Genomic DNA, 26,856 nt, shown 5'->3' with positions numbered 1-26,856 from the left:
AATATGGTAGCGGCGGAGGGGATCGAACCCCCGACCTCACGGGTATGAACCGTACGCTCTAGCCAGCTGAGCTACACCGCCATATGTTTTAAGCACAAAATCTATAATACATAGAAACAAAAATCTTGTCAACAGATATTATAAAAGAATTTGTCAAAATTCCTTCAAGTCAGTCTGTGTCTAAGTCTTAGCTAAAAAATGGAGGATAAAAGACCTCCATAATATAAAATATTCAGAATATTATAACGGAATCCATAGAATGCCGTCGAAACATTCTTAGGGTGGATTCCCTCATTTTGACAAACTTTTGAGCTTGTCCCCTTTATACTTAACAAAAAAGTAAATGGGGAGTGTTTGTTACATGGGTAAAGCCAATCAGACAATCATAGAACCTGTTCAAAATGTAGACATTGAACACACCAGACTGGAATTGTCTAAAGGAATAAAGTGGGTTTATTCCAAGTTGGAATGGCTGTTTGTGCAAAAAGGGATCGCGCTGTTCATCATTGGATTTTTATTGGGAAGGGCACTCATTCTGTCGCATTTGACTCCGTTTGCACTGCCTTTCTTTGCATCTGTCTATCTCGTCAGGCGTGAAAAGTCCCCGATCGCTTTACTGGGGCTGCTTGCAGGTTCCGTCACATTATCGTTCTCTAGTATCAGTTATACGTTCGCAAGCACGATACTATTCCTGTTAATCTTTCGTTTAACACAAAAATATCATAAAAACGAACTGAAATACGTAGCATTTTATGTGTTATTCACTGTAATAGGAGTAAAGCTTGCATTCAATTACATCCAGCAGGATCAGGTCCTTACCATATACAATGGCGTCATGGCAATGATCGAAGCGAGTCTTGCCTTCCTGCTGACGTACATTTTCATTCAAAGCGTACCGCTTGTGACGGTGCAGCGCAGAAGACGCTCACTTAAAACAGAAGAAGTGGTCAGTCTGATCATCCTGCTCGCTTCGATCATGACCGGAACAATCGGATGGGCAGTATACAGCCTGTCCATTGAACACATTCTATCCAGATACTTAGTTCTATTATTTTCTTTTGTGGCAGGAGCTACAATCGGTTCAACAGTAGGGGTCGTAACCGGTCTGATTTTCAGTTTGGCGAGTGTTGCGAGCTTTTATCAGATGAGCTTGCTTGCTTTCTCGGGCCTTCTGGGCGGATTGATGAAGGAAGGGAAGAAATTTGGAGCTGCAATCGGTCTGATGATCGCTACCCTGCTTATGGGGATGTACGGAGATAGTGATACGGTTTTGACCAAAACCCTGTATGAATCGGGAGTGGCGATACTGTTGTTGTTCTTAACCCCGCAGAGCCTGGCCGTTAAAATCGCTAAGCATATTCCGGGGACACCCGAATATCAGCAGGAACAGCAGGGATATATGAGAAGGGTAAGAGATGTGACCGCAAACAGGGTCACTCAGTTTTCTTCCGTTTTCCAGGCGTTATCGAATAGTTTTCAGCAAATAGAAGATCAGTTTGAAGAGGAGGAAGATAAAGAGTTCGACTATTTCTTGAGCAATGTCACAGAAAAGACGTGTCAGACGTGTTTCAAAAAGGACCAGTGCTGGTCAAGGAATTTTGATAAAACCTATAATCTGATGAAAGATGTGATGAATGAGTTTGATCAAGGGAAGGTTCCGCTGTCGCCGCGCCTTCACAGGGAGCTGGACAAGCATTGTACGAAAGAAAAGAAGCTGCAGGACACGATTTATCAGGAGCTGACATTCTACCAGGCAAATCTCAAACTAAAAAAACAAGTGAAGGAGAGCAGAAGGTTAGTAGCCGATCAATTACTGGGCGTCTCTGAAGTCATGGGCAATTTCGCGAAGGAAATCCAAAGAGAAAGGGAAAACCATCATATACAGGAGGAGCAGATACTCGCCAGCATCAATGAGTTCGGCATAGAGATCGAGAATATTGAAATTTATAACTTGGAACAGGGGAAAGTGGACATAGATATGACGATTCCTTACTGTGGAGGCCATGGACAGGGAGAAAAGCTGATTGCCCCGATGTTATCGGACATTTTGGGAGAAAATATTGTGGTCTTTAAGGAGGATTGTGCTCAATTTCCTAATGGTTACTGTCAGATGACGTTCAGGTCGGCAAAGAAATTTGTTGTGGACACAGGAGTATCCCATGCAGCCAAAGGTGGAGGGCTTGTTTCTGGTGACAGTTTTTCCATGATCGAACTCGGGGCCGGGAAATACGCGGTGGCCATCAGTGATGGTATGGGGAACGGAGAGCGTGCCCATTATGAAAGCAATGAAACTCTCAGGCTCCTTAAAAAGATACTTGAATCGGGAATTGAAGAGGAGGTAGCGATTAAATCCATTAATTCCATCCTGTCACTCAGGACGAATGATGAAATTTTCTCGACTCTGGATTTAGCCATGATCGACCTTCAACATGCATCTTCAAAATTCTTGAAAATCGGGTCAACCCCTAGTTTTATTAAACGTGGAGATAAAGTGATGAAAATAGAAGCCAGCAACCTGCCGATGGGGATGCTGCAGCATGATTTTGATGTGGATGTGGTGTCAGAGCAGCTGAAAGCGGGAGATCTCTTGATCATGATGAGTGACGGTGCCTTTGAGGGGCCGAAGCATGTAGAAAACTATGATGTATGGATGAAGCGGAAAGTGGCGGAACTCCAAACAGATGAACCTCAGGAAGTCGCAGATATTTTAATGGAGGAAGTGATACGTTCAAGTTCAGGTTTAATAGAAGATGATATGACGATCGTGGTATCAAAAATCAAACATAATATACCTAAATGGTCGTCTATCCCGGTACAGAAAACACACGAAAAAGATAAAAAAAGAATCTCGTAAGAAAGGGGAGCCCCTCTATAAATATAGTGAAATGAAGTATAAAATCCTCCTGATTCGGCGAAGATGATACCATCTTTTGAATTAGGAGGGGAGTCTGATGAAGACAGGTACACTTCGTCAAATTCTATTAATTACGGATGGCTGCTCGAATCAAGGTGAAGACCCGATCGCCATGGCGGCACTTGCCAAGGAACAGGGTATTTCGGTAAACGTCATAGGAGTAATGGATAATGATGTGATTGATGATAACGGGATGCAGGAGATTGAAGGGATCGCTCTATCAGGAGGCGGGGTAAGTCAAATTGTATATGCCCAGCAGCTTTCACAAACGGTTCAAATGGTAACGAGAAAAGCAATGACACAAACCTTGCAAGGGGTAGTGAATAATGAATTAAAACAAATTCTTGGGAAGTCTGCTTCTATGGAAGAACTGCCGCCTGATCAGCGCGGGGAAGTAATGGAAGTGGTGGACGAGCTGGGTGAATCTGTTGACATGGAAGTGTTGATTCTTGTCGATACGTCTGCAAGTATGAAACATAAACTTCCGACAGTCAAAGAAGCCTTGCTGGACTTGTCTTTAAGCTTGAATGCTAGAATGGGAGATAATAAATTTTCTGTATTCGTATTTCCCGGGAAACGACAAGATGTCGAAAAATTGCTGGATTGGACACCAAAGCTTGAAACACTTACGAGTATTTTCTCTAAATTGTCCCCAGGCGGAATAACCCCGACTGGTCCGGCCATTTCAGAAGCTCTGACATACTTCAAGAAAAAACGTTCATTAAGGGGATTGCTCTCTCGTGGCGATGATGAACAATACTTCGAAGAAACCATTTAATTTCCCTGCGGGGACGGTGATCAGAGGGAAATGGTACAAACAGATCTATACGATTGTAAAAGAGCTGGGGTATGGCGCCAACGGAATGGTCTATCTGGTACAGGGAGCTTCCGGCTGCCTGGCATTGAAGATGAGTGACAGTAATGTTTCCATCACTTCTGAAGTCAATGTATTAAAGTCGTTTTCAAAGGTCCAGGGAACTCCCCTTGGACCTAAACTTCATCAGGTGGATGATTGGGAGACGAGAGGCGGGATCATACATTTTTATACGATGGAATATATTCAGGGAGTGAATTTATTAAGCTTTGTACAATCGAAAGGCTCTGCTTGGACGGGTGTGCTGATCGCACAGCTGCTTTCCGACCTTGAACGGATTCATCAGGAGGGTTGGGTGTTCGGGGATCTTAAGCCTGAAAATTTGATTGTGACAGGACCTCCCTACAGGATACGCTGCATCGATGTAGGGGGGACGACCATACAGGGGAGAGCCATAAAGGAATTTACCGAGTTTTTCGACCGCGGCTACTGGCTTGGGGGTTCCAGAAAAGCAGAACCCACCTATGATCTATTTTCAGTTGGCATGATTTTTATAAATTTAGCTTATCCCGGACGTTTCAATAAGACAGGAACAGGGAATATGCAGCAATTAAGAAAGGCCATCGGAGCGAAAGACCAATTGAGCAAATTTCAGTCTACCATTGAAAAAGCGTTGGAAGGAAGCTTTCCTTCTGCAGGTGAAATGAGGAATCACTTACTGAATGGACTTTCACATGGCGGAAGCACTCAATCTACTGGCTCCAGGCCTGCCAGGAAAGCATCAGCATCTTCTTCTTCCCGTCCGTCTACATCACACCCGGGCTCTCATCCAAGCAGAGTCCAGAAACAGAAACGGAAGAAATCAAGTCATTTCCTTGAAACTGTATTGGTGGTCATGATTGTATCGCTTCTATATGTCTTATATATCTATGGAGAGCTCATGTAGAATAGTAGTACCTGAGGTCTGAAATTGATACAATAAGGAAAAAGAGCCGAGGAAGAGGAAGTAATCATGTTAGAGAAGTCGACAAAAGAGTTCATTCAACGTCATCAGTTGATAGAAGCCGGGGACCGGATTGTGACAGCAGTTTCCGGAGGACCGGATTCCTTGGCGCTGCTTCATTTTCTTCATATGAATAGAAAAGAATGGGGAGCCGAAGTGATTGCTGCTCATCTCGATCATATGTTTCGGGGAGAGGAGTCGTATCAGGAGCTCCTTTTTGTTAAGGAATTTTGTACGGAGCGTCAGATTCCTTTTTACGGTGAAAGAATCGATGTTCAAAAAGTCATGGCAGATACAAATGGCAGCCTCCAGGAGACCGCCCGCAACGTGCGATATGGTTTTCTCAGGGAAGTCATGGAGGAAGTCTCTGCAGACAAACTTGCATTGGGTCATCATGGGGATGATCAGGTGGAAACGATCTTGATGAAGCTGACGAGGGGTTCAGCAGGTAAGGGAAGAGCGGGGATTCCTTATAAGCGTGAATTCACACCGGGTATGATCATTCGCCCATTCCTGCCGGTCACCAAGCGGGAGATCGAAGAGTATTGCGGGAAGCACGGCCTTTCTCCGCGCTTTGACCCCAGCAATGAGAAAGAACTTTATACGAGGAATCGATTTAGAAGAGCAATCATTCCATTTTTAAAAGAAGAAAACCCGCTGGTTCATCATCAATTTCAACAATTTAGTGAAGAAATAACGGAAGATGAAGAGTTTTTAGAGGAATTAACACGGGAAAAGTTGAATAAGGTATGGAATAACACAGAGGTTTTCTCTGAGTTGAATATTGAAGGCTTTCTTGCAATGGCTGAGCCTTTACAAAGAAGAGGGATTAATCTAATATTAAACTATCTTTACAAACAAAGACCATCTTCTTTATCGACTATACATATTTACGATGTATTGGGTATATTAAGAGGAAAATCACCTAATGCTAGCTTGGATTTACCTGGAGGTCTCCGAGTAACAAGGGCGTATCACACCTGTTATTTTCACTTTGGGAAATTAGAGTCTGGTCAAGCCCCTTATTGTTATGAGCTGAAGGATAATAACCCTCTTACGCTTCCAAGCGGATCTCAGTTTGTTCTCCATGATTCTTTATTCGATCCAGAATCCTGTAACGGCGATTGTGTTTATTTACATCGCGAGGACGTAACACTTCCGTTATTCATTCGAACAAGAAGGACGGGAGATCGATTGAAGATCAAAGGTTTACAAGGGACAAAGAAGCTCAAATCCCTATTCATTGACGAAAAAGTTCCCCGGCACCTGCGTGATGAATGGCCGGTAGTTGTCGACTCGAAGGAGGAAATCCTTTGGGTTCCCGGAATAAAGAAGTCGATTTACGATTTAGGAGAAGCTAGGGAAAATAGTTTAGTATTAGAATGTAAAAGCAATCATCTTCTAGGAGGCAGTTGAACATTGTTAAATCAGGATATTGAAAAAGTATTGATTTCAGAGGAAGAACTTCAGGCAAAGATCAAAGATTTAGGGGCACAGCTGACAGAGGAATATCAAGATAAATTCCCTTTGGCAATCGGTGTATTGAAAGGTGCAATGCCTTTCATGGCTGACCTGTGCAAGCGTATGGACACTCATATGGAAATGGATTTCATGGATGTTTCAAGTTACGGGAATTCCACTGTTTCTTCCGGTGAAGTAAAGATTGTGAAGGATTTGGATACCAAAGTCGAAGGCCGTGACATCCTGATCATCGAGGATATCATCGACAGCGGTTTGACGTTAAGCTATCTTGTGGAGCTGTTCCGCTACCGCAAAGCGAAGTCAATCAGCATCGTCACTCTTTTAGATAAGCCTACCGGCCGTAAAGCGGATATCAAAGCAGATTATGTCGGCTTTATTGTTCCGGATGAATTTGTCGTGGGATACGGACTGGATTATGCGGAAAGATACCGTAACCTGCCGTATATCGGTGTATTGAAACCTGAAGTGTATACAACAGGGGAATAAGTGTAATCTAAAGAGGAATATTCTATTCGTTTTAGTGTAAAACATCAAGTCCTATTTGTTGTAATGCCATGATTTACTATGATACTATTTTAGTTAGTTTGTTTACCCGTGGGAGGAGGTAAGGGATGAACCGGATCTTTCGTAACACCATATTCTATTTACTGGTCTTTTTAGTCATTATAGGTGTGGTGAGTTATTTCAGTAACAACAACGAACCAACCAAAAATATCGAATACAGTACGTTCATCAACCAGCTTGAAAAAGGGGAAGTCGAATCGTTCTCCATTCAGCCTGGAAGAGGTGTATATGAGGTAAAAGGAGAGTTAAAAGGAGCTGAAGAAGGAGAATCCTTCTTAACTTATGTCCTTACTACCGATGGCAAGCTGATGGATCAAATCAATGCTGCAGCTTCTGAGCAGGGGATTGACGTCAGCGTTTTACAGGCCAAAGAAACGAGCGGATGGGTATCGTTCTTTACAACGATCATTCCATTTGTCATCATTTTCATTCTATTCTTCTTCTTACTGAACCAGGCTCAGGGCGGCGGAAGCCGAGTCATGAACTTTGGTAAGAGTAAGGCGAAGCTTTATAGTGAAGAGAAGAAGAAAGTCCGCTTTAAAGATGTAGCCGGAGCGGATGAAGAGAAACAGGAACTTGTAGAGGTTGTGGAATTCCTTAAGGATCCACGTAAATTCTCTGAAATAGGTGCACGTATTCCTAAAGGGGTGCTGTTAGTAGGGCCTCCTGGTACCGGTAAGACATTGCTTGCCAGAGCAGCGGCAGGAGAAGCGGGAGTGCCGTTCTTCTCCATCAGTGGTTCTGACTTCGTTGAAATGTTCGTCGGTGTCGGTGCATCACGTGTACGTGATTTATTTGAAAACGCGAAGAAAAATGCGCCTTGTATCATTTTCATTGATGAGATTGATGCAGTGGGCCGCCAGCGTGGGGCAGGTCTTGGCGGAGGCCACGATGAACGTGAGCAGACGCTTAACCAGCTGCTTGTCGAAATGGACGGTTTCGGAGCGAACGAAGGAATCATCATCGTTGCCGCGACGAACAGACCGGACATTCTTGACCCTGCATTATTGCGTCCAGGTCGTTTCGACCGTCAAATCACGGTGGACCGCCCGGATGTTATCGGTCGTGAGGCTGTACTTCAAGTACATGCCCGCAACAAACCGCTTGATGATTCAGTCGATCTGAAAGCGATCGCGATGAGAACCCCAGGTTTCTCGGGAGCGGATTTAGAAAATCTTCTGAACGAGGCAGCACTTGTTGCCGCCCGTGAAGACAAGAAGAAGATTGATATGCGCGATATCGATGAAGCAACGGACCGCGTCATTGCGGGACCTGCCAAGAAGAGCCGCGTCATATCTGAAAAAGAACGTAAAATCGTTGCATTCCATGAAGCGGGCCATACCGTGATTGGAGTGATACTTGATGAAGCGGATATGGTACATAAAGTAACCATCGTTCCCCGCGGTCAGGCTGGCGGATATGCCGTCATGCTGCCTAAAGAAGATCGCTACTTTATGACGAAGCCTGAGCTTCTCGATAAAATTACGGGCTTGCTGGGAGGTCGTGTCGCAGAAGAAATCATTTTTGGCGAAGTATCCACCGGTGCCCATAATGACTTCCAGCGTGCAACGGGTATCGCACGCAAGATGGTGACCGAATACGGTATGAGCGACAAGCTCGGACCGCTTCAATTCGGTTCACAGCAAGGCGGTCAAGTGTTCCTGGGACGTGACATCAATAGTGAACAAAACTATTCAGATGCCATTGCCCATGAAATCGATATGGAAATGCAGCGCCTGATCAAGGAAAGCTATGCACGTGCAAAGAAAATTCTCACAGAGAATCGCGACAAGCTTGAACTGATCGCCAAAACGCTGCTTGACGTCGAAACACTAGATGCAGCACAAATCAAGCATCTAGTAGATCACGGAACATTACCTGAGCGCACTTATGAGTCTGACAAAGCAGACAAAAGCGACGTGAAGGTAAACATCCAAAAGAAAAACGAAGAAAACGTGATCGAAGCAGAAACACCAGACACTACACCAAAAACCGACGATCCTGACAAAACAGATCGCACATAATACGCAGAGGCTGTACCTATGATGGGTGCAGTCTTTTTCTGTTTTTTATAGCAAGAGCAAAAGCGTTTGCACGCACAATGTTGGACTTCATATTAAAGCTGCCTCATATGACACTTGTTGATATTGATTTGTAAAACAGATTTTAACCCCTCGAGCGGTTGATTGGAGTGCAAGACGAAGACTCCTGCGGGAGAAGTGGCCAATGTGAGACCCCGCAGCCAAAGCCGAGGAGGCTCACGGGTCAACCGCGGAAAGCGAAGTCTTGCACAGAAATCAAAAGCGGGAATAGAAGTTCAATCCCGTCTGACACTAACCTTTTTTATCGTAAGAATTCCGCTCAGTTTTTGTACTTACCTATTATTTATAAGATATGGTATGATGTTGGCAGTATGTGAAAACAATTGGCTTAGTAGGTGAGAGTATTGATTTTTGTAATGGATGTAGGGAATACAAATATCGTGTATGGCGTCTATGAAGGCGACCATTTAAAATATCACTGGAGATCGGAAACGAACCGTCACAAAACCGAAGACGAATTCGGCATGCTGGTGAAAAATCTGTTTCAGCACGTAGACTTGAAATTCGAAGAGATAGACGGAATCATCATTTCATCTGTTGTTCCGCCGATCATGTTCAGCTTGGAACGCATGTGCGAAAAATATTTCAATATCACCCCGCTTGTTGTGGGACCTGGCATCAAAACAGGACTGAATATCAAATACGAAAATCCGCGTGAAGTAGGGGCAGACCGGATTGTGAATGCGGTAGCTGGCATCCATGAATACGGCGGCCCGCTTATCATAGTGGACTTTGGAACCGCTACAACGTATTGCTATATCAACGAGGATAGACAGTATATGGGGGGTGCGATCGCCCCGGGTATCGGTATTTCGACAGAAGCCCTGTATTCGAAGGCGGCAAAGCTGCCAAGGATTGAAATCGCCCGACCGGATCACATTATCGGGAAGAACACGGTAACGGCGATGCAGGCCGGCATACTTTATGGATATGTAGGACAAGTTGAGGGAATCGTACAAAGAATGAAAGCACAAAGTAAAGAAGAACCGACTGTCATTGCAACAGGAGGGCTTGCTGCTCTGATTTCCAAAGAATCAAATTCAATCGATGTAGTGGACCCATTCCTTACCCTTAAAGGATTAAAACTGATTTATAAACGAAATATGAATTAACAACCAAGGAAAGGAGCATGAACATGAGTGACTACTTAGTGAAAGCCTTGGCTTATGATGGGCAAGTGCGTGCGTATGCCGTGAAAAGTACAGAAACCGTCGGTGAAGCGCAAAAAAGACATGACACATGGCCGACTGCTTCAGCCGCATTAGGAAGATCCATCAGTGCCGGGGTCATGATGGGAGCTATGCTTAAAGGAGAAAATAAATTAACGATCAAGGTGGAAGGCGGAGGTCCGATCGGAGCGATTCTTGTGGACAGCAACGCCAAAGGGGAAGTAAGGGGCTATGTTTCCAATCCGCATGTTCACTTTGATCTTAACGAACATGGAAAGCTGGATGTACGTCGTGCTGTAGGAACTTCTGGTACTCTTTCTGTCGTGAAAGATATCGGAATGAGAGATCACTTCTCGGGCCAGGTGCCGATCGTCTCTGGTGAACTTGGAGAAGATTTTACGTATTATTTTGTCACTTCGGAGCAGGTCCCTTCTTCTGTAGGGGTGGGAGTGCTTGTAAATCCCGATAATACGATTCTCGCTGCAGGTGGATTCATCCTTCAGTTGATGCCGGGTACCGACGATGAGACGATTACAAAGATAGAAGAGAGACTATCGAAAATCCCGCCGATTTCAAAGCTGATTGAAAAAGGACTTACACCTGAAGAAGTCCTGGAAGAAGTCCTGGGCGAAGGTGAAGTGAAAGTCCTTGAAACAATGCCGGTATCATTCAAATGCCAATGCTCGAAAGAACGATTTGCCAACGCGATCATCAGCCTGGGTGAAACTGAAATCCAGGATATCATCGACGAAGACGGGCAAGCAGAAGCGAAATGTCACTTCTGCAACGAAACGTATGTATTTTCAGATGTGGAATTAGAAGAACTCAAAGGGGAAGCAAAATAGTAAAACACGTTAGGGAGAAACTCAATCAATGAAACTTAAACCACAAGCTCTACTGATTGCAGCAGCTTTACTGCTTGTCACTAACATTGTCACGTTATTCCTTTGGTTAAAGCCGGATGCCGCCTCCAGTGTGGGAGGGATGAAGGCCGGAAACGAAGTCGTTGCCACAGTCGGCGGTGATTCTGTCACCAGAGAAGACTGGCTATATGCCCTTGAACAAAAGTACGGCGAACAAGAGCTTAAGCAATTGATCAATCAAAAGGTGATTGAAAAAGTCGCAAAGAAGTACGACATTTCCGTTTCTGATAAAGAGGTCAACCAAGAGTATGATTTAATCCGTTCTGTATACAATTCATTCGATGAAGAGTATACAGAAGATGAAGAAACAGTCAAAACGCAAATCAAAACGGATTTATTACTGGAAGAGCTTTTGACGAAAGATGTGGAAGTGACAGAACAAGAAATGAAAAGCTTCTACGAACAGAATGAAGAAATGTATTCGATCCCTAAAATGTACAATCTGAAGCAAATTAAGGTAGGGGATCAATCCGAAGTCGGCCAGGTCATCAAAGAACTTGAAAATGGATCTAGCTTTGATGTGCTGGCAATGGAACGCTCCACCGATGCTCAAAGTGCTCATTTGGGGGGAGAAATCGGATATATCCCTGCAGACGGAGAGCTGTTATCACAGGAAGCGGTGAAGGAACTTGATTCTATAAGCGAAGGCGAATGGAGTCAGCCCGTGAAATCGGGACCTGACTATGTAGTATACCTTTTGGAAGACGTCATGAAAGAAAGACACTACAGCTATGATGATGTAAAATCTCAAATCCGGCGTCAGCTTGCAATAGAACAAGTGGAAACACCACTGCTTCCAGAAGCTTTCTGGGAAGAAGCCGAAGTGGAATGGTTCTACGGTACGGAACAATAAGAAAAGCGGAGGCGGCTTGCCCAGAGGCGACAAGCATAAGACGGGGCAGCCATAAAGGCGTTTTTTGCCTTTCTGGATGGCATGGCTTATGTCTCGAGCGTCTAGCCGCCGCAGCTGGACAATAAGAAAAGCGGAGGCGGCTTGCCCAGAGGCGACAAGCATAAGACGGGGCAGCCATAAAGGCGTTTTTTGCCTTTCTGGATGGCATGGCTTATGTCTCGAGCGTCTAGCCGCCGCAGCTGGACAATAAGAAAAGCGGAGGCGGCTTGCCCAGAGGCGACAAGCATAAGACGGGGCAGCCATAAAGGCGTTCTTTGCCTTTCTGGATGGCACGGCTTATGTCTCGAGCGTCTAGCCGCCGCAGCTGGACAAATTCAGGAAGACTGGCTTACCCGCCAGTCTTTTTCCATGTACATAAACATATGAGGTTTAACTAATCATAGTAGGGATAAAAAGTGAATAGAGTAGGAAAAGAGAAATGAGCCTTTACGCTTGATTCATCTTAGACCACCCGCCTCTGGACAAAGCCTTTTCTGTTGACAAAATGATTGAATATTGGTACATTTTAGATAATAAATCCAACAAAATTACTTGGGATTAGGAGTGAAGAATGAATGGTTAGAGTCGCTAATTCAATTTCAGAATTAATAGGGCAAACTCCGATAGTGAAACTTAATCGCCTGGTCGATGAAAATAGTGCAGATGTGTATTTAAAATTGGAATATATGAATCCCGGAAGCAGCGTGAAAGACAGAATAGCGTTAGCGATGATCGAGGAAGCCGAAAAGGCCGGAAAGATCCAGCCCGGCGATTCCATTGTAGAACCGACCAGCGGTAATACCGGAATCGGACTTGCAATGGTTGCTGCAGCAAAAGGATATAAGGCGGTATTGGTCATGCCAGATACAATGAGTATGGAAAGACGCAACCTCTTGCGTGCATACGGGGCTGAGCTTGTACTGACTCCTGGATCTGAAGGAATGGGCGGGGCTATCCGTAAAGCGGAAGAACTGGCCAATGAAAAAGGATACTTCATGCCGCAGCAATTTAAAAATGAAGCAAACCCAAAAGTTCACAGAGAAACGACAGGGAAAGAAATCGTCGAGCAAATGGGCGGCCAGCTTGATGGGTTTGTTGCCGGAATCGGTACAGGCGGAACCATCACCGGGGCAGGAGAGGTATTGAAGGAGCATTATCCGTCCATCAAGTTATACGCAGTTGAACCTACGGATTCACCAATCCTGTCGGGCGGAAAGCCGGGACCCCATAAAATACAAGGAATCGGAGCGGGATTTGTACCTGATATCCTTAACACCTCCGTCTACGACGAAGTAATACAAGTTCGAAACGAAGAAGCCTTTGATTATGCCAGAAAAGCAGCCAAGGAAGAGGGAATCCTTGGAGGGATCTCTTCAGGGGCAGCCATCTATGCAGCACTCCAAGTGGCGAAAGAACTAGGCAAAGGAAAGAAAGTCCTCGCCGTCATCCCAAGCAACGGCGAACGCTACCTAAGCACCCCTCTTTATCAATTTGATGATGAATAATAAAACGAACGGACCCTGAAGCAGCATTTGCTTCGGGGTCCGCTTTTTATTTCGTCGATATTGTTGCCTACTTCCAAACTTTCAACAGTGAAACCTTCCCAAACTTCATGTATCATGAAAGAAGATAAAACAGTAGGAGTGTGAAGGAAGTGCAGCACCTATATTTTCATAAAAACCGTACAACGAAAGAACAGTTTTTCTCAGCATATGAACAACTAAGTCAAGATCAAACACACCATGTTTTGCTGGAAAGCGGCCGCGGTGGACGATATAGTGTTGCCGGACTTCAACCCAAGGCGGTATTGGAAAGCACAGCGGAAGGACTTACGATTCAGGCTGACCATAACATGGAAGTCAGACCAGGGGACCCGTTGATCGAAATGGAAAATTGGCTTCAGCCATTGAAAGCGGAGAGACAGCCGGATCTTCCTGACTTTCAGGGCGGGGTCATCGGGCTTCTGAGCTATGACTATGCAAGAAGAATCGAGAAACTGCCTTCCCTAAGCAAAGATGACCTTGAAATTCCGGAGGTGTATTTCTTTTATTTAGATCAATGGGTGGTGTTCGACCATGAAGAAGAATTGCTGTGGACGATGATTCTTACTCCTGATGACAAGACCGAGGCAGAAGTACAGCTGACAAAGTGGACGAACTTGTGGCAAGAGCACCTTGTACAGAGGCAAACGGAAGAAGCTGGAGCTGCTGATAAGATTGTCCCTGCCATCACCGTCTCTATGAACGAAGGGCAATTTTCAAATGCCGTAAAGAGAATCCAGGATTATATTTCTCAGGGTGATGTCTTTCAAGTCAATTTGTCAGTCAGACAATCCCAGGAGCTGGGGACAGAGCCGTACACGGTTTATAAAAAACTTCGTGAACTGAATCCCTCTCCTTATATGAGCTACATCCAGACGCCTGAATTCCAGATTGTTTCAGGCTCGCCTGAACTCCTTGTGAAGAAAAAAGGGACGGAAGTGAGTACAAGGCCGATTGCAGGTACGCGTTCCCGTGGAAAGGACGCCGCGGAAGATGAAGCGCTGGCGCGTGAACTGATCGACAATGAAAAAGAACGTGCCGAGCATGTCATGCTTGTCGATCTTGAACGGAATGATTTGGGAAGAGTGTGCAAATACGGAACGGTTGAAGTCAATGAGTTCATGGTGATTGAAAAGTATTCGCACGTCATGCACATCGTTTCGAATGTTAGAGGAACACTGGATGAACAAAAAACCGGTGCAGATGTGATCCGTTCTGTTTTCCCGGGCGGCACGATTACCGGTGCCCCGAAAGTAAGGACGATGGAGATCATTGAAGAGCTTGAACCGGTGAGGAGAGGCATTTACACAGGTTCGATTGGCTGGATTGGTGTGAACGGGGATATGGAATTGAATATCGTCATCCGGACGATGCTTGTGAAGGGTAATGAAGCATACATCCAAGCAGGTGCGGGTGTTGTCATCGACTCAAATCCGAAATATGAATATAAAGAATCGCTGAAGAAAGCCAAAGCTCTTTGGGTCGCAAAAGCCTTGGCGGAAGGAAAAGGGGCACAACTATGATACTCATGATCGATAACTATGACTCATTCACGTATAATCTCGTTCAGTTTTTAGGAGAGCTGGGCGAAGAGCTGGTCGTCAGAAGGAATGACGACATTACGATAAATGAAATAGAAATGATGTCTCCCGATTATCTGATGATTTCCCCGGGGCCCTGCAGCCCGAATGAAGCAGGGATCAGCCTTGAGGCCATTTCACATTTTGCCGGGAAGATTCCGATTTTCGGCGTATGCCTTGGGCACCAGTCGATAGCCCAGGTATTCGGAGGCGACGTCATCCGTGCCGAGCGGTTGATGCACGGGAAGGTGTCGGACATGCATCATGACGGAAAAACCATCTTCCATGGAATTCAGAACCCTTTTGAAGCGACAAGATATCATTCGCTGATTGTAAAGCGGGAAACCCTTCCCGATTGTTTAGAGATCACAGCGGAAACCTCCAAAGGCGAAATCATGGCCATCCGTCATAGAGAACTCGCAATTGAAGGTGTACAGTTCCATCCCGAGTCGATCATGACACAACAGGGCAAGAAGTTATTGAAGAACTTCCTCGAAACATATAAGAAAGCCGAGCTGCCTGCATCATGTATATCTATTTGAATGGGGTCATCGTTCATCAATCAGAAGCGTCCATATCCCCTTTTGATCATGGTTATTTGTACGGGCTGGGTGTCTTTGAAACATTCAGAACATATGGCGGCCACCCGTTTTTATTAAAAGATCATTTATCCAGATTGAAAAAGGGGCTCAAAGCCCTGAACATTGAATGGGATATAAAGGAAGCTGAAATAAAGAAGATCGTCAGTACACTTTTAAGAAACAATGGATGGGAAGATGCATACTGCCGCTTGAATGTTTCCGGGGGGCCGGGTGAAATAGGATTGCAGACTGCCCCTTACGAAGACGCCACCACCATTCTCTTTCAAAAAGAATTACCGCCTTCAAGGCCGCTTCGAGAAAAAGAAGGTGTCTTCCTCCGGTTAAGGCGGAGCACACCTGAAATAGACGAGAGGTTGAAGTCCCATCATTACCTCAATAACCTCGCTGCCAAAAGAGAAATCGGCCCTTCCCATGACAGGGAGGGGATATTCCTGACAGGCGGCGGTCATATATGTGAAGGCATCACCTCGAATATCTTCTGGATAAAAGAAGGGGCAATCTATACCCCTTCAATTGAAACGGGGTTATTGAACGGGATTACAAGACAGTTCATTCTGGCCATGGCAAAAAGCCTGCAGATGCCTGTCCATGAAGGGCTGTATCGTGAAAGTGATCTTGAATCGGCAAGCGAAGTATTCTTTACGAATTCCGTTCAAGAGGTGGTCCCGGTAAACAGGATCGGGAACCGAACGTTTGAGGGCCGAGAAGGCCGATTTGTCAGATTGCTGCATGAACATTACCAGAAGTATGTGACCTATTTAGATTCAATTGAAGAGATGAAAGAAGGGAACGCTCATGCCACAAACGATTAAATGCGGAAAATATGAATTGGATTACTCCAGCAAAACCCTCATTATGGGGATCCTCAATGTGACACCGGATTCTTTTTCTGACGGAGGTTCATATGACTCTGTCCAGAAGGCGGTCGCCCGTGCCAAGGAAATGGTGGAAGAAGGAGCGGACATTATAGATGTCGGTGGCGAATCGACTCGTCCGGGCCATGTCCCCGTTTCTGCCGAGGAAGAAATTGAGAGGGTGGTCCCGATCATCGAAGCTCTTGTCAAAGAAGTGGATGTGCCGATCTCGATTGATACGTATAAAGCAGAGACTGCCAGAGCTGCGATAGAAGCAGGCGCCCATATCATTAACGATGTATGGGGAGCGAAGAAAGACCCGCTTATGGGAAAAGTGGCAGCTGAAAAGCGAGTGCCGATCATCCTGATGCACAACCGGGAGAAAAAAGAATATGGGGTGTTCATGAGGGATGCTGTTCAAGATTTGCAGGAAAGCATCGCACTGGTGAAAAAAGCCGGAGTGAAGGATGACCAGATCATCCTGGACCCCGGGATTGGTTTTGCTAAAACATTCGAGCAGAACATTGAAATGATGAGGCACGTGGACGTCCTTGTATCACTCGGATATCCGGTCCTTTATGCCACATCGCGTAAAAGGGTGATCGGTCACGTCCTGGATCTGCCGGTCGAGGAGCGTGTGGAAGGGACAGGTGCTACTGTATGCTGGGGCATTCAGAAAGGGTGCCAGCTCCTACGTGTCCATGATGTAAAAGAAATGGCGCGGATGGCGAAGATGATGGATGCGTTAATGGGAAAGGAGCGGCACGATGGATAAAATCAAATTGAATGAAATGGAGTTTTACGGATATCACGGGGTGTTCCCAGAGGAGAATAAGCTGGGTCAGCGATTCCGTGTCAGCGTGGAGCTGCATCTCGACTTAAGAAAATCGGGACAAAGTGATGATCTTGAGGATTCCGTAAACTATGCGGATGTATATTCTATTTCAAAGTCAGTTGTCGAAGGAGAACCCTTTAATCTGGTGGAAGCGGTAGCTGAAAGGATCTCCTCTGAAATACTTCGTACCTTTTCTGTCGTTGAAAGCTGCAAAATCACACTGATCAAGCCTGATCCACCCATTCCCGGTCATTACCGGTCGGTGGCGGTGGAAATCACGAGGAGTCGATAACATGAAAAACATCGCATACCTTTCTCTAGGGTCGAATATGGGGGAACGGGAAGCTTATTTGGAAAAAGCCATTAATATCCTCCATAGTCATGGTAAAATAGAGGTATTAAGGAAATCGTCCATTTATGAAACGGATCCAGTAGGTTTTACTGAACAAGGTGAATTTTTGAATATGGTGATTGAAGTTCGTACGGATTTAAGTCCGGGAGTGCTGTTGCAGCAGTGCTTGCAGGTGGAGTATGACCTTGGGAGAAAAAGGGAGTTCAAGTGGGGACCAAGAATAATAGACATTGACATCTTACTCTATAATTACGAAGATATTAAATCGGATAATCTTCTCGTTCCTCACCCAAGGATGCAAGAGAGAGCATTTGTGCTGATACCGCTTTTAGAGCTTGAACCGTCTATCGTGCATCCTGCTCTCGGGACCCCGTTCGCTCGCTTTCTGGACGAAATACCTGACAAAGAAGGAGTTCGGTTATGGAAACAGATAAATGGGGAAGACGCGTACGTGCATTCAGAAAGCTGAAAAGTTTCACCCAGGAGGGACTGGCTAAGGAACTGGGAATCTCCGTCTCCGTGCTCGGGGAAGTGGAAAGAGGGAGCCGTATCCCGAAGGAAGACTTCTTGGTGAAGGTGGCAGAAGTGCTCGATATTTCTCTTGAGGACCTTGATCCTCAGGGGGAGCTGGAACATAGTGAATAATAGCCAGGTGATAAATAGATCGAAATCTGTTATTCTGAAAAAGGCTGGATTCCATTCATGAAACCCATCATGAACGGAGCGGCCTTTTTTAGATGAACTTTATTACGATATCCGTGAGCCTCCATTGGCACACGCGGGACAGTTTTCTCAAAGAACTGGAACTTTAGGGGTGTTACAAACACGGATATTGTGTAAAATAGTATGGTATATATTCGTATCAGTCTAGTAAAGCAGGAAAGCAGATAGAATAGGAGTGAAATTACATGAGTCACGAAGAAATAAATGACCAGTTTCGCGTAAGACGTGAAAAAATGGAGTCCATCCGTGAAAAAGGAATGGATCCGTTCGGTAAACGTTTTGATCGCACACACAGCTCATCAGAGATCAAAGCTCAATATGATGAGTTTTCAAAAGAAGAGTTAGAAGAAAAAGAGATTACCGTAACGATCGCCGGCCGGATCATGACGAAGCGCGGAAAAGGAAAAGCCGGATTTGCCCATCTTCAAGATTTAGAAGGACAAGTCCAAATCTATGTGCGTAAAGATGCAGTGGGTGAAGAAGCGTATGAGTACTTCAACACAGCAGACCTTGGAGATATCGTCGGTATTACAGGAACTGTTTTCAAAACGAAGGTTGGAGAGCTTTCAGTTAAAGCAAAAGAGTTCACCCTGCTGACAAAAGCGCTGCGTCCTCTTCCTGAGAAGTTCCACGGGCTGAAAGACGTAGAGCAACGCTACCGTCAGCGCTACCTAGACCTGATCACAAGCCAGGAAAGCAAAGAGACATTCATCGCCCGCAGCCGCATCATCCAATCGATGAGAAGATATTTAGATAACAACGGCTACCTTGAAGTGGAAACACCAATGATGCATTCTATAGCGGGAGGAGCATCTGCTCGTCCGTTCACGACGCACCACAATGCTCTTGATATGCCGCTGTATATGCGTATCGCAATCGAGCTTCACTTGAAGCGCCTGATCGTCGGCGGTCTTGAAAAAGTATACGAAATTGGCCGTGTATTCCGTAATGAAGGAGTATCTACGCGACACAACCCTGAATTCACAATGATCGAGCTTTATGAAGCATATGCAGATTACCGCGACATCATGGCACTGACTGAAAACCTTGTTGCCCATATTGCAAAAGAGGTATTCGGTTCTACTACTGTTCAATACGGGGAATATGAAGTGAACCTTGAGCCTGAGTGGACCCGTCTTCATATGGTAGACGCCGTTAAAGAACATACAGGAGTAGACTTCTGGAAAGAAATGTCCGCTGAAGAAGCGCGTGCACTGGCTAAAGAGCATGGCATTGAAATCAAGGACAATATGCAATACGGTCATGTCGTAAATGAATTCTTCGAGCAAAAAGTAGAAGACAAGCTTATTCAGCCTACATTCATCTATGGACACCCGGTGGAGATCTCTCCGCTTGCGAAGAAAAACGATGAGGATCCTCGATTCACAGATCGTTTCGAGTTGTTCATCGTGGGCCGTGAGCACGCAAACGCGTTTACAGAGCTTAACGATCCAATCGATCAAAGAGAACGCTTTGAAGCTCAGCTGAAAGAAAGAGAAGAAGGTAACGATGAAGCACACATGATGGATGATGACTTCATTGAAGCATTGGAATACGGTATGCCTCCAACAGGCGGTCTTGGAATCGGAATCGACAGGCTCGTTATGCTGTTGACGAACTCTCCGTCCATTCGTGATGTATTACTGTTCCCATTGATGCGTCATCGTGACTAATATCGTTTATTGTAGAAAGCAGCGGCTTAATAGCCGCTGCTTTCTTCATTAGATCTGTATTAATCTTACAAATTCATATGAATCCGTTTAGTCTATTTAAGAGTGGGAATAACATATTGAAAATGCTAATCCCCCTTAAGATTTAAAAAGTATAAAAAAGATGAAAAAACCTCTTGCGCCATTGTTTATATGGTGGTATATTATTATCTGTTGCCGCAAAACACGGCTAACACACAAAAAACTTTTTAAAAAAAGTTATTGACACTTCGGTGTTGATGCTGTAATATTTAAAGGGTCGCTTCAAACGAAGCAAGCAACAAATTGAACCTTGAAAACTGAACAAAACAAGACAATACGTCAACGTTAATTCTAGATTTACCGTAACGATTATCGTTACAAAAAAGAGCTATTCAAACTTTTATCGGAGAGTTTGATCCTGGCTCAGGACGAACGCTGGCGGCGTGCCTAATACATGCAAGTCGAGCGGATCAAAGGGAGCTTGCTCCCTGAGATCAGCGGCGGACGGGTGAGTAACACGTGGGTAACCTGCCTGTAAGACTGGGATAACTCCGGGAAACCGGGGCTAATACCGGATAACTCAGTTCCTCGCATGAGGAACTGTTGAAAGGTGGCTTTTCGCTACCACTTACAGATGGACCCGCGGCGCATTAGCTAGTTGGTGAGGTAACGGCTCACCAAGGCGACGATGCGTAGCCGACCTGAGAGGGTGATCGGCCACACTGGGACTGAGACACGGCCCAGACTCCTACGGGAGGCAGCAGTAGGGAATCTTCCGCAATGGACGAAAGTCTGACGGAGCAACGCCGCGTGAGTGAAGAAGGTTTTCGGATCGTAAAACTCTGTTGTTAGGGAAGAACAAGTGCCGTTCGAATAGGGCGGCGCCTTGACGGTACCTAACCAGAAAGCCACGGCTAACTACGTGCCAGCAGCCGCGGTAATACGTAGGTGGCAAGCGTTGTCCGGAATTATTGGGCGTAAAGCGCGCGCAGGTGGTTTCTTAAGTCTGATGTGAAAGCCCACGGCTCAACCGTGGAGGGTCATTGGAAACTGGGGAACTTGAGTGCAGAAGAGGAAAGTGGAATTCCAAGTGTAGCGGTGAAATGCGTAGATATTTGGAGGAACACCAGTGGCGAAGGCGACTTTCTGGTCTGTAACTGACACTGAGGCGCGAAAGCGTGGGGAGCAAACAGGATTAGATACCCTGGTAGTCCACGCCGTAAACGATGAGTGCTAAGTGTTAGAGGGTTTCCGCCCTTTAGTGCTGCAGCTAACGCATTAAGCACTCCGCCTGGGGAGTACGGTCGCAAGACTGAAACTCAAAGGAATTGACGGGGGCCCGCACAAGCGGTGGAGCATGTGGTTTAATTCGAAGCAACGCGAAGAACCTTACCAGGTCTTGACATCCTCTGACAACCCTAGAGATAGGGCTTTCCCCTTCGGGGGACAGAGTGACAGGTGGTGCATGGTTGTCGTCAGCTCGTGTCGTGAGATGTTGGGTTAAGTCCCGCAACGAGCGCAACCCTTGATCTTAGTTGCCAGCATTCAGTTGGGCACTCTAAGATGACTGCCGGTGACAAACCGGAGGAAGGTGGGGATGACGTCAAATCATCATGCCCCTTATGACCTGGGCTACACACGTGCTACAATGGACGGTACAAAGGGCAGCGAGACCGCGAGGTTTAGCCAATCCCATAAAACCGTTCTCAGTTCGGATTGCAGGCTGCAACTCGCCTGCATGAAGCTGGAATCGCTAGTAATCGCGGATCAGCATGCCGCGGTGAATACGTTCCCGGGCCTTGTACACACCGCCCGTCACACCACGAGAGTTTGTAACACCCGAAGTCGGTGAGGTAACCTTTTGGAGCCAGCCGCCTAAGGTGGGACAGATGATTGGGGTGAAGTCGTAACAAGGTAGCCGTATCGGAAGGTGCGGCTGGATCACCTCCTTTCTAAGGAATATTTTATGAAACGTTTGACAGTCGAAGTTTTGTTCAGTTTTGATGGTTTGATTTCCATCAAAATGATATTACTTGTTTTACAACAAGTAATTCTTATTTTCTTTGCGCTTGCGGCAAAGCTGATTCGAAGATGTTGTCTTCACCTCAGCGCAAGGCAGCACGAAGAGAACTCACTGATGCGATTCACGATGTGAAGCAAATCAGTAGCCTTGTTCTTTGAAAACTAGATAAAGATAAATTGATAGTCAAGAAATTACCGAGTATCGCCATTTTAGGTTTTAAACCTTATGTAACAACCAATTCGGTTAAGTTATGAAGGGCGCACGGTGGATGCCTTGGCACTAGGAGCCGACGAAGGACGGGACTAACACCGATATGCTTCGGGGAGCTGTAAGTGAGCTTTGATCCGGAGATTTCCGAATGGGGGAACCCATTGTTCGTAATGGAACAATATCCATATTTGAATACATAGAGTATGGAAGGCAGACCCAGGGAACTGAAACATCTAAGTACCTGGAGGAAGAGAAAGCAAATGCGATTCCCTGAGTAGCGGCGAGCGAAACGGGATGTAGCCCAAACCAAGAGGCTTGCCTCTTGGGGTTGTAGGACACTCTATACGGAGTTACAAAGGAACGGAGTAGACGAAGAAGTCTGGAAAGGCTCGTCAAAGAAGGTAACAACCCTGTAGTTGAAACTTCGTTCCCTCTTGAGTGGATCCTGAGTACGGCGGGACACGTGAAATCCCGTCGGAAGCTGGGAGGACCATCTCCCAAGGCTAAATACTCCCTAGTGACCGATAGTGAACCAGTACCGTGAGGGAAAGGTGAAAAGCACCCCGGAAGGGGAGTGAAAGAGAACCTGAAACCGTGTGCCTACAAGTAGTCAGAGCCCGTTAACGGGTGATGGCGTGCCTTTTGTAGAATGAACCGGCGAGTTACGATCCCATGCAAGGTTAAGTCGATGAGACGGAGCCGCAGCGAAAGCGAGTCTGAACAGGGCGAATGAGTATGTGGTCGTAGACCCGAAACCAGGTGATCTACCCATGTCCAGGATGAAGTCCAGGTAACACTGGATGGAGGTCCGAACCCACGCACGTTGAAAAGTGCGGGGATGAGGTGTGGGTAGCGGAGAAATTCCAATCGAACTTGGAGATAGCTGGTTCTCTCCGAAATAGCTTTAGGGCTAGCCTCATGTGTAAGAGTCTTGGAGGTAGAGCACTGTTTGGACTAGGGGCCCTCATCGGGTTACCGAATTCAGACAAACTCCGAATGCCAAAGACTTATCCATGGGAGTCAGACTGCGAGTGATAAGATCCGTAGTCGAAAGGGAAACAGCCCAGACCACCAGCTAAGGTCCCAAAGTATACGTTAAGTGGAAAAGGATGTGGAGTTGCTTAGACAACCAGGATGTTGGCTTAGAAGCAGCCACCATTTAAAGAGTGCGTAATAGCTCACTGGTCGAGTGACTCTGCGCCGAAAATGTACCGGGGCTAAACGTATCACCGAAGCTGTGGATTGACACCTCTAGGTGTCAGTGGTAGGAGAGCGTTCTAAGGACAGTGAAGTCAGACCGTAAGGACTGGTGGAGTGCTTAGAAGTGAGAATGCCGGTATGAGTAGCGAAAGATGGGTGAGAATCCCATCCACCGAATGCCTAAGGTTTCCTGAGGAAGGCTCGTCCGCTCAGGGTTAGTCGGGACCTAAGTCGAGGCCGATAGGCGTAGACGATGGACAACAGGTTGATATTCCTGTACCACCTCTTTTCCGTTTGAGCAATGGGGGGACGCAGGAGGATAGGGTAAGCGCACTGCTGGATATGTGCGTCTAAGCAGTTAGGCTGATGATGAGGCAAATCCCATCATCGTGAAGGCTGAGCTGTGACAGCGAGCGAATTATAGTAGCGAAGTTCCTGATTCCACACTGCCAAGAAAAGCCTCTAGCGAGGAAAAAGGTGCCCGTACCGCAAACCGACACAGGTAGGCGAGGAGAGAATCCTAAGGTGAGCGAGAGAACTCTCGTTAAGGAACTCGGCAAAATGACCCCGTAACTTCGGGAGAAGGGGTGCTCTTTGAGGTGCATAGCCTCGAAGAGCCGCAGTGAATAGGCCCAGGCGACTGTTTAGCAAAAACACAGGTCTCTGCGAAGCCGTAAGGCGAAGTATAGGGGCTGACGCCTGCCCGGTGCTGGAAGGTTAAGAGGAGTGCTTAGCGCAAGCGAAGGTGCGAATCGAAGCCCCAGTAAACGGCGGCCGTAACTATAACGGTCCTAAGGTAGCGAAATTCCTTGTCGGGTAAGTTCCGACCCGCACGAAAGGCGTAACGATCTGGGCACTGTCTCAACGAGAGACTCGGTGAAATTATAGTACCTGTGAAGATGCAGGTTACCCGCGACAGGACGGAAAGACCCCGTGGAGCTTTACTGTAGCCTGATATTGAATTTTGGTACAGCTTGTACAGGATAGGTAGGAGCCTTGGAAGCCGGAGCGCCAGCTTCGGTGGAGGCGTTGGTGGGATACTACCCTGGCTGTATTGAAATTCTAACCCGCGCCCCTTATCGGGGTGGGAGACAGTGTCAGGTGGGCAGTTTGACTGGGGCGGTCGCCTCCTAAAGAGTAACGGAGGCGCCCAAAGGTTCCCTCAGAATGGTTGGAAATCATTCGCAGAGTGTAAAGGCACAAGGGAGCTTGACTGCGAGACCTACAAGTCGAGCAGGGACGAAAGTCGGGCTTAGTGATCCGGTGGTTCCGCATGGAAGGGCCATCGCTCAACGGATAAAAGCTACCCCGGGGATAACAGGCTTATCTCCCCCAAGAGTCCACATCGACGGGGAGGTTTGGCACCTCGATGTCGGCTCATCGCATCCTGGGGCTGTAGTCGGTCCCAAGGGTTGGGCTGTTCGCCCATTAAAGCGGTACGCGAGCTGGGTTCAGAACGTCGTGAGACAGTTCGTTCCCTATCCGTCGTGGGCGCAGGAAATTTGAGAGGAGCTGTCCTTAGTACGAGAGGACCGGGATGGACGCACCGCTGGTGTACCAGTTGTCTTGCCAAAGGCATCGCTGGGTAGCTATGTGCGGAAGGGATAAGTGCTGAAAGCATCTAAGCATGAAGCCCCCCTCGAGATGAGATTTCCCATCACTTTATGTGAGTAAGATCCCTGGAAGATGACCAGGTAGATAGGTCAGAGGTGGAAGCATGGTGACATGTGGAGCTGACTGATACTAATCGATCGAGGACTTAACCACAAAGAGTCATTTTTAAATGAACACATTGGTCGATATTCGGCTTTCTTGACATCAATCCTTTATCTAGTTTTGAAGGAACAACCCTTCAATTGAATATTCGTCTGGTGATTATGGCGAAGAGGTCACACCCGTTCCCATGCCGAACACGGAAGTTAAGCTCTTCAGCGCCGATGGTAGTTGGGGGCTCTCCCCCTGTGAGAGTAGGACGTCGCCAGGCGATTTATATTTCGGAGGATTAGCTCAGCTGGGAGAGCATCTGCCTTACAAGCAGAGGGTCGGCGGTTCGATCCCGTCATCCTCCACCATAGATTTTTGCGAAGCGACAGCGGAGCAAAAGATCTTTCCTTCCTTTACTAAGAGAGAAGGAAAAAACGTCCTTAAACAGGACAAGCAGACAAACAATTTAACACGCCGGTGTAGCTCAACTGGTAGAGCAACTGACTTGTAATCAGTAGGTTGGGGGTTCAAGTCCTCTTGCCGGCACCATTTTGGTTTTACCTCATAACTTTTATGAGCCATTAGCTCAGTTGGTAGAGCACGAAAGAAATAACCTCATCGATTTATCTTCTAGCGTACAGCTCGAGCAGCATCTTGTTAAGCTCCCTGAGAGCTGGACGTCGTAGATGCACAAAGATAAAAGTGGGATAATAATTATCAATCATAACTAGTACGAGCCATTAGCTCAGTTGGTAGAGCATCTGACTTTTAATCAGAGGGTCGAAGGTTCGAGTCCTTCATGGCTCACCATTTGATGTTTGCAAAAGGCAAATGTCTCATTACATGCGGGTGTGGCGGAATTGGCAGACGCACCAGACTTAGGATCTGGCGCCGCAAGGCGTGGGGGTTCAAGTCCCTTCACCCGCACCATATTTGCGGAAGTAGTTCAGTGGTAGAACACCACCTTGCCAAGGTGGGGGTCGCGGGTTCGAATCCCGTCTTCCGCTCCAAAGGTTTTTGCCGGGGTGGCGGAACTGGCAGACGCACAGGACTTAAAATCCTGCGGTAGGTGACTACCGTACCGGTTCGATTCCGGTCCTCGGCACCAGAGATTTTTGCGCTGGTAAAAGATCTTTCGTTTATTTGCGAAAGTAAAAACATTCTTAATTATATTTGCGCCCGTAGCTCAATTGGATAGAGCGTTTGACTACGGATCAAAAGGTTAGGGGTTCGACTCCTCTCGGGCGCGCCATCTATTTCGGGAAGTAGCTCAGCTTGGTAGAGCACTTGGTTTGGGACCAAGGGGTCGCAGGTTCGAATCCTGTCTTCCCGACCACTTTAGATGGGGCCTTAGCTCAGCTGGGAGAGCGCCTGCTTTGCACGCAGGAGGTCAGCGGTTCGATCCCGCTAGGCTCCACCAAAGATTTTTGCTTCAACAAAAATCTTACCTTGATAATTCACTTCGGTGAATAACTTAAAAAAAGTTGTTGACACTATCTTGTGTCGATGATATACTTGTAAAGTCGCTTCAAACGAGGCACTTAACAAATTGAACCTTGAAAACTGAACAAAACAAGACAATACGTCAACGTTAATTCTAGATTTACCGCAACGATTGAATCGTTGCAACAAGAGCTATTCAAACTTTTATCGGAGAGTTTGATCCTGGCTCAGGACG

Annotated in this window: 18 protein-coding genes, 10 tRNA genes, 3 rRNA genes and 1 pseudogene; 31 read left to right on the top strand and 1 reads right to left on the bottom strand. The window is 46.4% G+C overall.

Annotated features, from left to right (window positions below):
• Window positions 1-4: 4 nt before the first annotated feature.
• Window positions 5-81, bottom strand: a tRNA-Met gene (locus tag HWX64_RS11655).
• Between the two features lie 280 nt (window positions 82-361).
• Between HWX64_RS11655 and spoIIE the strand changes: the two genes are divergently transcribed.
• From spoIIE to HWX64_RS11510, 31 genes and pseudogenes are all read left to right on the top strand, one after another.
• Complete coding sequence (gene spoIIE / locus HWX64_RS11650; protein WP_175989759.1) at window positions 362-2,854, top strand: stage II sporulation protein E; 2,493 nt, start codon at window positions 362-364, stop codon at window positions 2,852-2,854.
• A 97-nt stretch (window positions 2,855-2,951) separates the two neighbouring features.
• Window positions 2,952-3,692, top strand: coding sequence for a VWA domain-containing protein (locus HWX64_RS11645; RefSeq protein WP_175989758.1), 741 nt, complete (start codon window positions 2,952-2,954; stop codon window positions 3,690-3,692).
• Complete coding sequence (locus HWX64_RS11640; protein ID WP_175990707.1) at window positions 3,661-4,674, top strand: serine/threonine-protein kinase; 1,014 nt, start codon at window positions 3,661-3,663, stop codon at window positions 4,672-4,674. Before HWX64_RS11645 ends, HWX64_RS11640 begins: the two co-directional genes overlap by 32 nt.
• A 66-nt stretch (window positions 4,675-4,740) precedes the next feature.
• Entirely contained in the window at window positions 4,741-6,147 is a 1,407-nt protein-coding gene (gene tilS / locus HWX64_RS11635; RefSeq protein ID WP_254871134.1) for a tRNA lysidine(34) synthetase TilS, read from the top strand.
• Between the two features lie 3 nt (window positions 6,148-6,150).
• On the top strand, window positions 6,151-6,699 hold the full coding sequence (hpt, locus tag HWX64_RS21945; protein WP_254871133.1) for a hypoxanthine phosphoribosyltransferase: 549 nt from the start codon (window positions 6,151-6,153) through the stop codon (window positions 6,697-6,699).
• Window positions 6,700-6,824: 125 nt separating this feature from the next.
• Window positions 6,825-8,801 (top strand): ATP-dependent zinc metalloprotease FtsH, encoded by a 1,977-nt coding sequence (gene ftsH, locus HWX64_RS11630; protein WP_175989757.1) that lies wholly within the window; start codon window positions 6,825-6,827, stop codon window positions 8,799-8,801.
• A gap of 158 nt (window positions 8,802-8,959) precedes the next feature.
• Window positions 8,960-9,218, top strand: a pseudogene (locus HWX64_RS21940) (hypothetical protein).
• A 5-nt stretch (window positions 9,219-9,223) separates the two neighbouring features.
• Window positions 9,224-9,991: a type III pantothenate kinase gene (locus HWX64_RS11625; protein WP_175989756.1), complete on the top strand. Its 768-nt coding sequence runs from the start codon at window positions 9,224-9,226 to the stop codon at window positions 9,989-9,991.
• 23 nt (window positions 9,992-10,014) lie between these two features.
• Window positions 10,015-10,893, top strand: a complete 879-nt coding sequence (gene hslO, locus HWX64_RS11620; protein WP_175989755.1) for an Hsp33 family molecular chaperone HslO — start codon at window positions 10,015-10,017, stop codon at window positions 10,891-10,893.
• 28 nt (window positions 10,894-10,921) lie between these two features.
• Window positions 10,922-11,824 (top strand): peptidyl-prolyl cis-trans isomerase, encoded by a 903-nt coding sequence (locus HWX64_RS11615; RefSeq protein ID WP_175989754.1) that lies wholly within the window; start codon window positions 10,922-10,924, stop codon window positions 11,822-11,824.
• Window positions 11,825-12,438: 614 nt separating this feature from the next.
• Window positions 12,439-13,368 carry a cysteine synthase A gene (gene cysK, locus HWX64_RS11610; RefSeq protein ID WP_175989753.1) on the top strand — a complete coding sequence of 310 codons (930 nt, stop codon included), beginning with the start codon at window positions 12,439-12,441 and terminating at the stop codon, window positions 13,366-13,368.
• 140 nt (window positions 13,369-13,508) lie between these two features.
• Window positions 13,509-14,927: an aminodeoxychorismate synthase, component I gene (gene pabB, locus HWX64_RS11605; protein WP_175989752.1), complete on the top strand. Its 1,419-nt coding sequence runs from the start codon at window positions 13,509-13,511 to the stop codon at window positions 14,925-14,927.
• Window positions 14,924-15,526 (top strand): aminodeoxychorismate/anthranilate synthase component II, encoded by a 603-nt coding sequence (gene pabA, locus HWX64_RS11600; protein ID WP_175989751.1) that lies wholly within the window; start codon window positions 14,924-14,926, stop codon window positions 15,524-15,526. Before pabB ends, pabA begins: the two co-directional genes overlap by 4 nt.
• Window positions 15,511-16,398 carry an aminodeoxychorismate lyase gene (pabC, locus tag HWX64_RS11595; protein WP_175989750.1) on the top strand — a complete coding sequence of 296 codons (888 nt, stop codon included), beginning with the start codon at window positions 15,511-15,513 and terminating at the stop codon, window positions 16,396-16,398. Before pabA ends, pabC begins: the two co-directional genes overlap by 16 nt.
• The gene (gene folP / locus HWX64_RS11590; protein ID WP_175989749.1) at window positions 16,382-17,215 is read left to right on the top strand and encodes a dihydropteroate synthase; all 834 of its coding nucleotides are present in this window, start codon (window positions 16,382-16,384) and stop codon (window positions 17,213-17,215) included. Before pabC ends, folP begins: the two co-directional genes overlap by 17 nt.
• Window positions 17,208-17,567 carry a dihydroneopterin aldolase gene (gene folB / locus HWX64_RS11585; protein ID WP_175989748.1) on the top strand — a complete coding sequence of 120 codons (360 nt, stop codon included), beginning with the start codon at window positions 17,208-17,210 and terminating at the stop codon, window positions 17,565-17,567. The genes folP and folB overlap by 8 nt, the downstream gene beginning before the upstream one ends.
• A 1-nt stretch (window position 17,568) precedes the next feature.
• Window positions 17,569-18,096 (top strand): 2-amino-4-hydroxy-6-hydroxymethyldihydropteridine diphosphokinase, encoded by a 528-nt coding sequence (gene folK / locus HWX64_RS11580; protein ID WP_175989747.1) that lies wholly within the window; start codon window positions 17,569-17,571, stop codon window positions 18,094-18,096.
• Complete coding sequence (locus tag HWX64_RS11575; RefSeq protein WP_175989746.1) at window positions 18,048-18,272, top strand: helix-turn-helix domain-containing protein; 225 nt, start codon at window positions 18,048-18,050, stop codon at window positions 18,270-18,272. The genes folK and HWX64_RS11575 overlap by 49 nt, the downstream gene beginning before the upstream one ends.
• Before the next feature lie 263 nt (window positions 18,273-18,535).
• Complete coding sequence (gene lysS, locus HWX64_RS11570) at window positions 18,536-20,023, top strand: lysine--tRNA ligase (RefSeq protein WP_175989745.1); 1,488 nt, start codon at window positions 18,536-18,538, stop codon at window positions 20,021-20,023.
• A 418-nt stretch (window positions 20,024-20,441) separates the two neighbouring features.
• Window positions 20,442-21,993 (top strand): 16S ribosomal RNA (locus tag HWX64_RS11565).
• A gap of 312 nt (window positions 21,994-22,305) precedes the next feature.
• Window positions 22,306-25,241: ribosomal RNA gene (locus tag HWX64_RS11560) — 23S ribosomal RNA — on the top strand.
• 100 nt (window positions 25,242-25,341) lie between these two features.
• Window positions 25,342-25,458: ribosomal RNA gene (gene rrf / locus HWX64_RS11555) — 5S ribosomal RNA — on the top strand.
• The 16S, 23S and 5S rRNA genes sit together here with 9 tRNA genes alongside, the layout of an rRNA operon.
• Before the next feature lie 12 nt (window positions 25,459-25,470).
• Window positions 25,471-25,546 (top strand) — tRNA-Val (locus HWX64_RS11550).
• 105 nt (window positions 25,547-25,651) lie between these two features.
• Window positions 25,652-25,727 (top strand) — tRNA-Thr (locus HWX64_RS11545).
• Between the two features lie 185 nt (window positions 25,728-25,912).
• Window positions 25,913-25,988: transfer RNA gene (locus tag HWX64_RS11540), tRNA-Lys, on the top strand.
• A 35-nt stretch (window positions 25,989-26,023) separates the two neighbouring features.
• Window positions 26,024-26,108 (top strand) — tRNA-Leu (locus HWX64_RS11535).
• 5 nt (window positions 26,109-26,113) lie between these two features.
• Window positions 26,114-26,188: transfer RNA gene (locus tag HWX64_RS11530), tRNA-Gly, on the top strand.
• A 9-nt stretch (window positions 26,189-26,197) separates the two neighbouring features.
• Window positions 26,198-26,286, top strand: a tRNA-Leu gene (locus tag HWX64_RS11525).
• Window positions 26,287-26,353: 67 nt separating this feature from the next.
• A tRNA-Arg gene (locus HWX64_RS11520) sits at window positions 26,354-26,430 on the top strand.
• Window positions 26,431-26,437: 7 nt separating this feature from the next.
• A tRNA-Pro gene (locus tag HWX64_RS11515) sits at window positions 26,438-26,514 on the top strand.
• An 8-nt stretch (window positions 26,515-26,522) separates the two neighbouring features.
• Window positions 26,523-26,598, top strand: a tRNA-Ala gene (locus HWX64_RS11510).
• Window positions 26,599-26,856 lie beyond the last annotated feature (258 nt).

The organism is Bacillus sp. Marseille-Q1617 (genome assembly GCF_903645295.1).
In the GTDB taxonomy this organism is placed as follows: Bacteria; Bacillota; Bacilli; order Bacillales; family Bacillaceae_B; genus Rossellomorea.
Note: the sequence above shows the minus strand (reverse complement) of the source record. Positions and strands in the feature narration are given on the sequence as shown.